This window comes from Pseudorhodoferax sp. Leaf265, assembly GCF_001422365.1.
Taxonomy (GTDB): Bacteria; Pseudomonadota; Gammaproteobacteria; order Burkholderiales; family Burkholderiaceae_C; genus Pseudorhodoferax.
Genome location: NZ_LMMT01000030.1, coordinates 1 through 6,919, shown reverse-complemented (window position 1 = coordinate 6,919; position 6,919 = coordinate 1). Strand labels below are relative to the sequence as shown.

The 6,919-nt window shown below is 63.7% G+C and carries 5 protein-coding genes; all 5 read right to left on the bottom strand.

Going from position 1 to position 6,919, the window contains the following annotated elements; translation table 11 throughout:
• On the bottom strand, positions 1-3,403 hold a 3,403-nt coding region (locus tag ASF45_RS37135; protein WP_082551186.1), incomplete at its 3' end, for a type I restriction endonuclease.
• 11 nt (positions 3,404-3,414) lie between these two features.
• Positions 3,415-3,714: a virulence RhuM family protein gene (locus ASF45_RS21570; RefSeq protein WP_056667687.1), complete on the bottom strand. Its 300-nt coding sequence runs from the start codon at positions 3,712-3,714 to the stop codon at positions 3,415-3,417.
• Entirely contained in the window at positions 3,711-4,364 is a 654-nt protein-coding gene (locus ASF45_RS21565) for a retron system putative HNH endonuclease (protein ID WP_056667684.1), read from the bottom strand. Before ASF45_RS21565 ends, ASF45_RS21570 begins: the two co-directional genes overlap by 4 nt.
• On the bottom strand, positions 4,361-5,611 hold the full coding sequence (locus tag ASF45_RS21560; protein ID WP_056667681.1) for an AAA family ATPase: 1,251 nt from the start codon (positions 5,609-5,611) through the stop codon (positions 4,361-4,363). Before ASF45_RS21560 ends, ASF45_RS21565 begins: the two co-directional genes overlap by 4 nt.
• The gene (locus ASF45_RS35530; protein WP_156473127.1) at positions 5,608-6,885 is read right to left on the bottom strand and encodes a restriction endonuclease subunit S; all 1,278 of its coding nucleotides are present in this window, start codon (positions 6,883-6,885) and stop codon (positions 5,608-5,610) included. The genes ASF45_RS21560 and ASF45_RS35530 overlap by 4 nt, the downstream gene beginning before the upstream one ends.
• Positions 6,886-6,919 lie beyond the last annotated feature (34 nt).

Genomic DNA, 6,919 nt, shown 5'->3' with positions numbered 1-6,919 from the left:
CGCGACTCGCCTGAACACTCGGCCGCGTAAGACGCTGGGATACGAAACGCCCGCCAGTAGACTCCGCCAGGCCGTTGCAGCGACCGATTGAATCCACCGTGCGTCCCTGGCGTGATCCCGTCACCGGGGCGGCGAAGAGGCAGTACGCGCCGTCTTGGATGTCAGGCTCCATCGAGCGTCCGACCACCTGCGCGACGAACATGCCAGATCGTGGCTTGTGTTGACCATTCAGTTGCACCCATTCGAAGTCGCCTTCGACGACGTGTTGCGGGTCGCTGAACGCACTTGCTGCCACCTTGAGCGGTACGAGCGGCACGCACTTCACGTACCTGTCGGCGGCAGCTCCCTCGACTAGCTGCAGTTTCGGCCGAGCCTCACGCCGCACCGAGCCGTCGGTAGCGCGCAGGCGCTGGTACGCCTCCTCGGCCATCCAGGATGTCACCACTTTCTGGAAGGGACCGTCGTTCATGTAGCGAACGAAGATGTCTTCGTTCTGGTCCATGCGATCGACAAAGAGCCGCTCGAGCACGTTCTTGAAGAGCAGGGCGAACTTGTCCCCCGGGTTGACTGCCGCCGCGCGGCGCAGGCCCTCGTCATCCATGGCGGCCTCAACGATCTGGTCGAAGAACAGCTGATCGGCTTGGTTGAAGTCGGTTCCAAAGTGTTCGTTGACGACGTCGATGAGTTGCGAGAGCGGCACCGGCTGCTCGCGCAGCGCTCCACTCCCAACCTCAGCCGGTCCATCAAGCTTTCGCGCCTCGCCATCCTTGAGCGCAATGGATCCCTCACTGATCTTCTGCAGCCGGTAGTACTCGAGCTTGACCTCGTCATCGAATTGGTAAGCCGCTCCACCAGCTCGACGTGGAAGCTTCGTCGCGAGGTGCCGGACGAACACGTAGAGACGCTCGAGGTCCGAGTCCTGGTACGGAATCACTTGGCTGAGAAAGCCGTACAGGTTCTGGAACGCCTGCAGCTTGCCGCGCCACAGCTCGGCCTCGTCCGGGCTCGCCTCGGAGCGGGCCTTGAAGCGAGAAACAGCAGGATCGAGCGCCGCGTTCATCGCCTGGTGGTCGAGGGCGCTCTGCTTCTGCTTGGGCTTGAAGTACACGTCGCAGAAGCGCGCGATCTCTTCGTCGAGGTAGACGCCCGCCGCGTCCAGCTCGCCCTTGATGGCGTAGAGCCGCGCCGGGTCGACCTCGTCACCGATCTCCGCGCCCTCGTAGTAGGTCTTGAAGGCCTCGCGGATCTCGTCGCGGTCGTTCACGAAGTCGAGGACGAAGGTATCCTCCTTGAGCGGGTGGATTCGATTGAGCCGCGAGAGCGTCTGCACCGCCTGAATGCCGGCGAGCCGCTTGTCCACGTACATCGTGTGGAGGAGCGGCTGATCGAAGCCCGTCTGGTATTTCTCCGCGACGAGGAGCACCTGGTACTCCTGGGACGCGAAGCGCTCGGGCAGCTCTTTCTCGCGCAAGCCCCCGTTCATCGCCTCCTCGGTGTACGAAACGTCGGCGAGCTTGTCGTCCTGAACAGCGCCGGAGAAAGCCACCAGCGACTTCATCGGGTAGCCCTTGCCCCTGATGTACTTGTCGAAGCTCTGCTTGTAGCGAACAGCCTCCAGGCGGGAGCCCGTCACCACCATCGCCTTCGCGCGCCCGCCGATCTTGTGGCGGGTGACGGCGTGGAAGTGCTCGACCATCACCTCGGTCTTCTGGGCGATGTTGTGCGGATGCAGCTTGAGGAAGCGGGCCAGCGCTCGCGCTGCCTTCTTGCGCTCGACGTTCGGATCGTCTTCGCATGACTTCAAGAGCCGGAAGTACGTCGCGTACGTCGTGTAGCTCTTGAGCACGTCGAGAATGTAGCCCTCCTCGATCGCCTGCCGCATGGTGTAACGGTGCGCGGGCTTGCCGCCGCGCCCGAACACCGCGAGCGTTCTGTGCTTCGGGGTGGCTGTGAAGGCGAAGAAGCTCAGATTCGTCTGCCGGCCGCGCTTGGCCATGCTGCGGAACAGCTCCTCCAGATCTTCTCGACCCTCCTCGCTGGCACGCTTATGAGCTTCCTTGCGGAGCGCTTCGCCGCCGAGCACCTCTTTCAGGTCGGTCGCCGTCTCGCCGCCCTGGGAGCTGTGGGCCTCGTCGATGACGACTGCGCAGCGCCGGGTCTGGAGCGTTCCCGCGCCGGCCTCCCCGCGCTCCTCGGCCATCTTGAGCAGCTGGCGGGAGACGAAGGGGAACTTCTGCAGCGTCGTGATGATGATCGGCACGGCGCTCTCGAGCGCCTCCGCGAGCTGGCGCGAGCTCTCGTTGATCTTCTGCACCACGCCACGCTTGTGCTCGAACTGGTAGATGTTGTCCTGCAGCTGCTGGTCGAGCACTACACGATCGGTGACGACGATGACGCTGTCGAAGACGCGACGGTTGCCTTTATCGTGCAGCGACGCGAGCCGGTGCGTGAGCCAGGCAATCGTGTTGCTCTTGCCGCTACCAGCCGAGTGCTCGACAAGGTAGTTGTACCCCGGGCCTTCTGCGCGGGCAGACTCCACGAGGAAACGCACGGCCTGAAGCTGGTGGTAGCGCGGAAAGACCATCTGCTCGGTCTTCGCCTTGCGACCTTGGTCGTCGCGCTTCTCGTCGACCTGCAGATGGAGGAAGCGCGCCAGCAGGTCGAGCAAGCTATCCCGGGCGAGCACCTCTTCCCAGAGGTAGGCGGTGCGGTAGCTCCGGCCGTGGCTGTCGGCAGGGTTGCCAGCCCCACCTCCGTCGCCCTTGTTGAAGGGCAGGAAGTGGGTGGCGCTGCCCGCGAGGCGGGTCGTCATGAGCACCGTGTCGGTGTCGACGGCGAAGTGCACAAGCGTGCGCTTCTTGAACTCGAAGATGGTCTCGCGCGGATCGCGATCCTGCTTGTACTGCCGCCGAGCGTGTTCGACGGTCTGCCCGGTCATTGCGTTCTTCAGCTCAAGCGTCGCGATGGGGATGCCGTTCACGCTCAGCGTGACGTCGAGCGACTTCTCCGAGCGCGTCGAGAAGTGCAACTGGCGCGTCATGCCGAGGCGGTTCTTGGCGTAGCGCTCCTCGAGCTCCGGGTTCAGCTCGTGCGCGGCCTTGAAGTAGGCGACGAAAAGCGTGCGCCCGTAGCACTTGAAGCCGTGGCGCAGCGTCGCGAGCGAGCCGTTCGAGTCCATCCACTTGCCAAGATCGGTGAGGATCTGCTCGCCTGTCTTCGACCCGTGCAGGGCTTCGAGCTTCGCCCATTCCTTCGGCTGGGTGTTCTTGATGAAGTCGAGGACCACGGCCGGGAAGATGGCGCGCTCGCGGTCGAAGCCATCGCGCGAGACGGCGACATAGCCGTGCCCGAGCAGGTGGTGCTCGATGACCGTCTCGAACGCGGCCTCGGAGTGTCGGGGCATGCTCGTCACGGCTAGCCGACCGAGATGATCGCGTCGAGGTTGTAAAACTCGATCTCGCGCCTGACATCGCGATTGCCTTCGCGTTGAACTCTCAAAATTTTTCGGAGAGTCGCCTCCGGGCTCAGCTCCCCCGAGGCGTAGACCTCCTTCAGGTGGTAGCTGACAGTGCGGACGTCGACGCCGAATAGCTCGGCCATGCGCCGCCGGTCGAGCCAAAAGGTCTCGGACTCGTGGAGCACCTCGTCGCGCACGGCATCATCGGAGGTGCGGTAGAGGATCAGCTCGCCTTCCTGCGGGGGCTGGTCGGTCATGTCGAGCTCCGAGCGAGGCGCTGGTCGAGCCACCAGATGACCACGGGATCGAAGGGCATAAGATGGCCGGCTCCGTCACCCGCGCGTCGAGCGCGCTCGCGTGCGAGTTGCTCGGTCGGCAGCGGCCCCCTGAGCCGCGTCTTTTCGCTCTTCCACCAGTCGAGGATGGCCGTGAGGACACCCTTCCGTCGGTTCTTGAGCATTGGCAGGTTCAGGTTTAGGACGTTGTTGAGCTGAGCGTCGAACTCGGTGTCACTCGACGCGATGGTCCCATCCATCTCAAAGCGGATGCGCTGTTCGATGCGGTGCGCACCGTTGGCTGGACTGAACTTCAAGTCCTGCTCGCCTTTGCGGGTGTCGCAGTGCTGGAGCGCCTCCGGCTGGCCGTGCCCGCCCAGGCAAGCCGCGAGGAGGTTCGAGTATGTCAGCTCGAGGTCAGCGTTGTGGGCTTGGCAACGCCAATGCTCGATTTTCATGCCCGTGCCGGTCGCCTCGACCCGGGTCATGCAGTAACAGCACAGTCCACGCTGGTCGCGGACGAGCGCGGCGCGCAGGCCGTCCTTGTCAGCGTAGTTCGCGTAGTTGCAGTGGGCATTCGCGCGGTGCTCGACGAGACTGCGCGGCTCCTGGCCTTTCGTGATCGCCCTCATGCATCGCCTCCGAGAAAATCAAGGAGCGTGCGAGCGTGAACGACCTCAGCGTCGTCCTCTCCGAGTTTGGTCGCGAGGTGGCCGACCAGGGTGGATGCCTCTTCCAGCTTGTTGTCTGCGACGCTCCTCGATAGCCTGTCGAGCAGCTCCTGCACCTCGGGCGAGCGCGGGGGCGCGTCCATGATCTCCTCGAGCACGCGGCTCGAGTCCACGCCGAATGAGTGCGTCGGCGAGAACACGGGACCACGTCCCATGACTTGTATGCGGTCGGGCTCGACCTCACCAATCACCTGCGGCGAGTGGGTCGTCGCGATGAACTGAAGCCTGGGGAAAGCGTCGGGCAGCTTGCGCACGATCTCCCGCTGCCACTGCGGATGAAGGTGTAGGTCGATCTCGTCGATGAGCACGACGCCTGGTCCCTTGGCGGCGGGATCGTCAAGGCCGGGGTTGACCTGCGCAAGGCGACGCGTGAGATCGAGGACGAGCGCGAGCGAGCCACGTTCGCCGTCCGAGAGCTGACGCACGGGGATCTCGACGCCCCGCCGCTCGATGAGGAGGCGCGGCGTCGCCTCGTCGCTGACTCGCAGGTTCGCGTAGCCGGGGAGAAACCGCTGCACGGCTTTCTCGAACGCGCCCAGCACGCGGGCTGAGCTCGGCATCTCCGCAGCGAGCACCGCCTGCGCGCGCATCCACGCCGCGAACTCGCCAAGGCGCAGCTCCCTAGCCGAGAAAGCCTCGGCGAACGCGGCGGCATGGCCCCCCTTCGCGGCCGACTGGGTCGGCGCTCGATCTGAGGGGACCGCGCGCCGGGTTGAGAACAGCACGGCGAGCGGGCGCAAGACCTTCTTGCCGTCTGCGGCAGGTGGCTTGTCTCCAACGAAGGCCGATTTCGCCGGTGTCGCGACAGTCTGCTCCCGCGGCATTCCTTCTTTGCCGGCTTGCGCCACGGATTCCTCGCGCGGCTGATGGATTACATAGGAGTAACGCTGGTCGGCAATGCTCACCTCCGACTCGACGGTGAGCGCATCGGTGCGCGCGCGGATATCGGAGCTGGTGAAGCCGTGCAGCGGCCCCTTCAGGCTGTTGATGTGCCGGGAGATGGCCGCGAGGCTCACCGCAAGCGACTCGAGCGCGGATGTCTTACCCACGCCATTGACGCCGATGATCAGGTTGAAGCCCGGCTTGAACGAGAACTCGGCCGCTTCGACGGCGCGCACGTTCGCGAGCTTGAGGCGCGTAACGATCATGCCGCCGCCCCCACGTCGAGCTGGCCGGTCACTGCGGCAGCTATGAGCGCGGACCGGCGCTCTTTGAGCAGCCCGATGGTGCGCTCAGTTGCCGCCCGCACCGCGTCGAGCTTCGCGGTCTCGCGAGAGATGTATTGGACGATGGCGCGCTGTTCGTCGACGGGAGGAAGGAATACCTCCACGTTTGCGAAGCGCTCGGACTCAATGCGCCACTGGTTGATACGAATGCCATTCGAGATCGACAGGTAGACCGGCGTCAGTTGAGGCATTCGCAACATCGAGTGCAGGAACTGGGGTTCCTCCGAGTGGACTGGTCGGAACACCACATAGTCGGGACTTGTGATCCCTCGAAAAGCCGAAACCCCCAACGATCCCTGCCACGCCTTCATCTTGTTGATGACGAGGTCGCCAACCTCAACAAGTTGATACTTGCTGAGATCGTCGGGCACTCGGTTCGCGTTGTCGTCGCGCGAGGCGCGCTCAATGACGCCAAACTCGCGGTACACGGAGAGGACAGTCAGATCTGGATGTCCGAGGATCTTTGACTGCCGGAAGAGCCTACCGACCCGAGTCGAACGCCAATGCGCTGGGATCTTGCCCAGCCACGGCACATCGGAATCGCGCAGCTCTACCTTGGGGTTGAGCCCGTGCGTGACGGCCGTGGCAATAATGGCCTTGCGCTTCTCGTCGAGCAGGTCGAGGACGCGCTGCTTTGCAGCGACTAAAACCTCGAGCCGCACCGTTTCTCGGTCAAGGAATGTTTCGATCCGGACCTGCAGGTCGTCTGGCGGCACCGGAATCGGAATCGCAGCAAGATCGGAGCTATTGATGGCTGGGTAGCTGACTCCGACCGAACGTCGCTCAACTTCTGCGAGAAAGTGGGGCTCCCTCAACGCGTATTTGCAGAAGCCGGCTCGAAGCCTGCCTTCGGTCGGGCGCACGACAGCGAAGCCCGTGGAGACGATCAGGTTGTCCGGCGGGCTTTCGATTGGTGCGATTGCCTGTAGGTACGTACGAACGCACGAGACGATCACGTCACCGTGTCGCACTCGTCGTCGCGCTCGGCTCGGCGCATCGGCGAATCGATAGGAAGCGACCTCGTGGACTTGCCCAGACGAGTCCACGTTGCCGATATCGATGTACTTCAGCTCATAGTCAGGGTCGGTGTCCTCTCCGAGCGCCTCGTTGTTAAGCGTGGCGACATACTTGAGGTGTTGATTTCCACGCAGAACTGACCCACCGCCACGGGTAATTTCCGTCCAAATCTGACCCACGTAAGAACCCTAACCTGCTGCTTTTAGTGGCAGG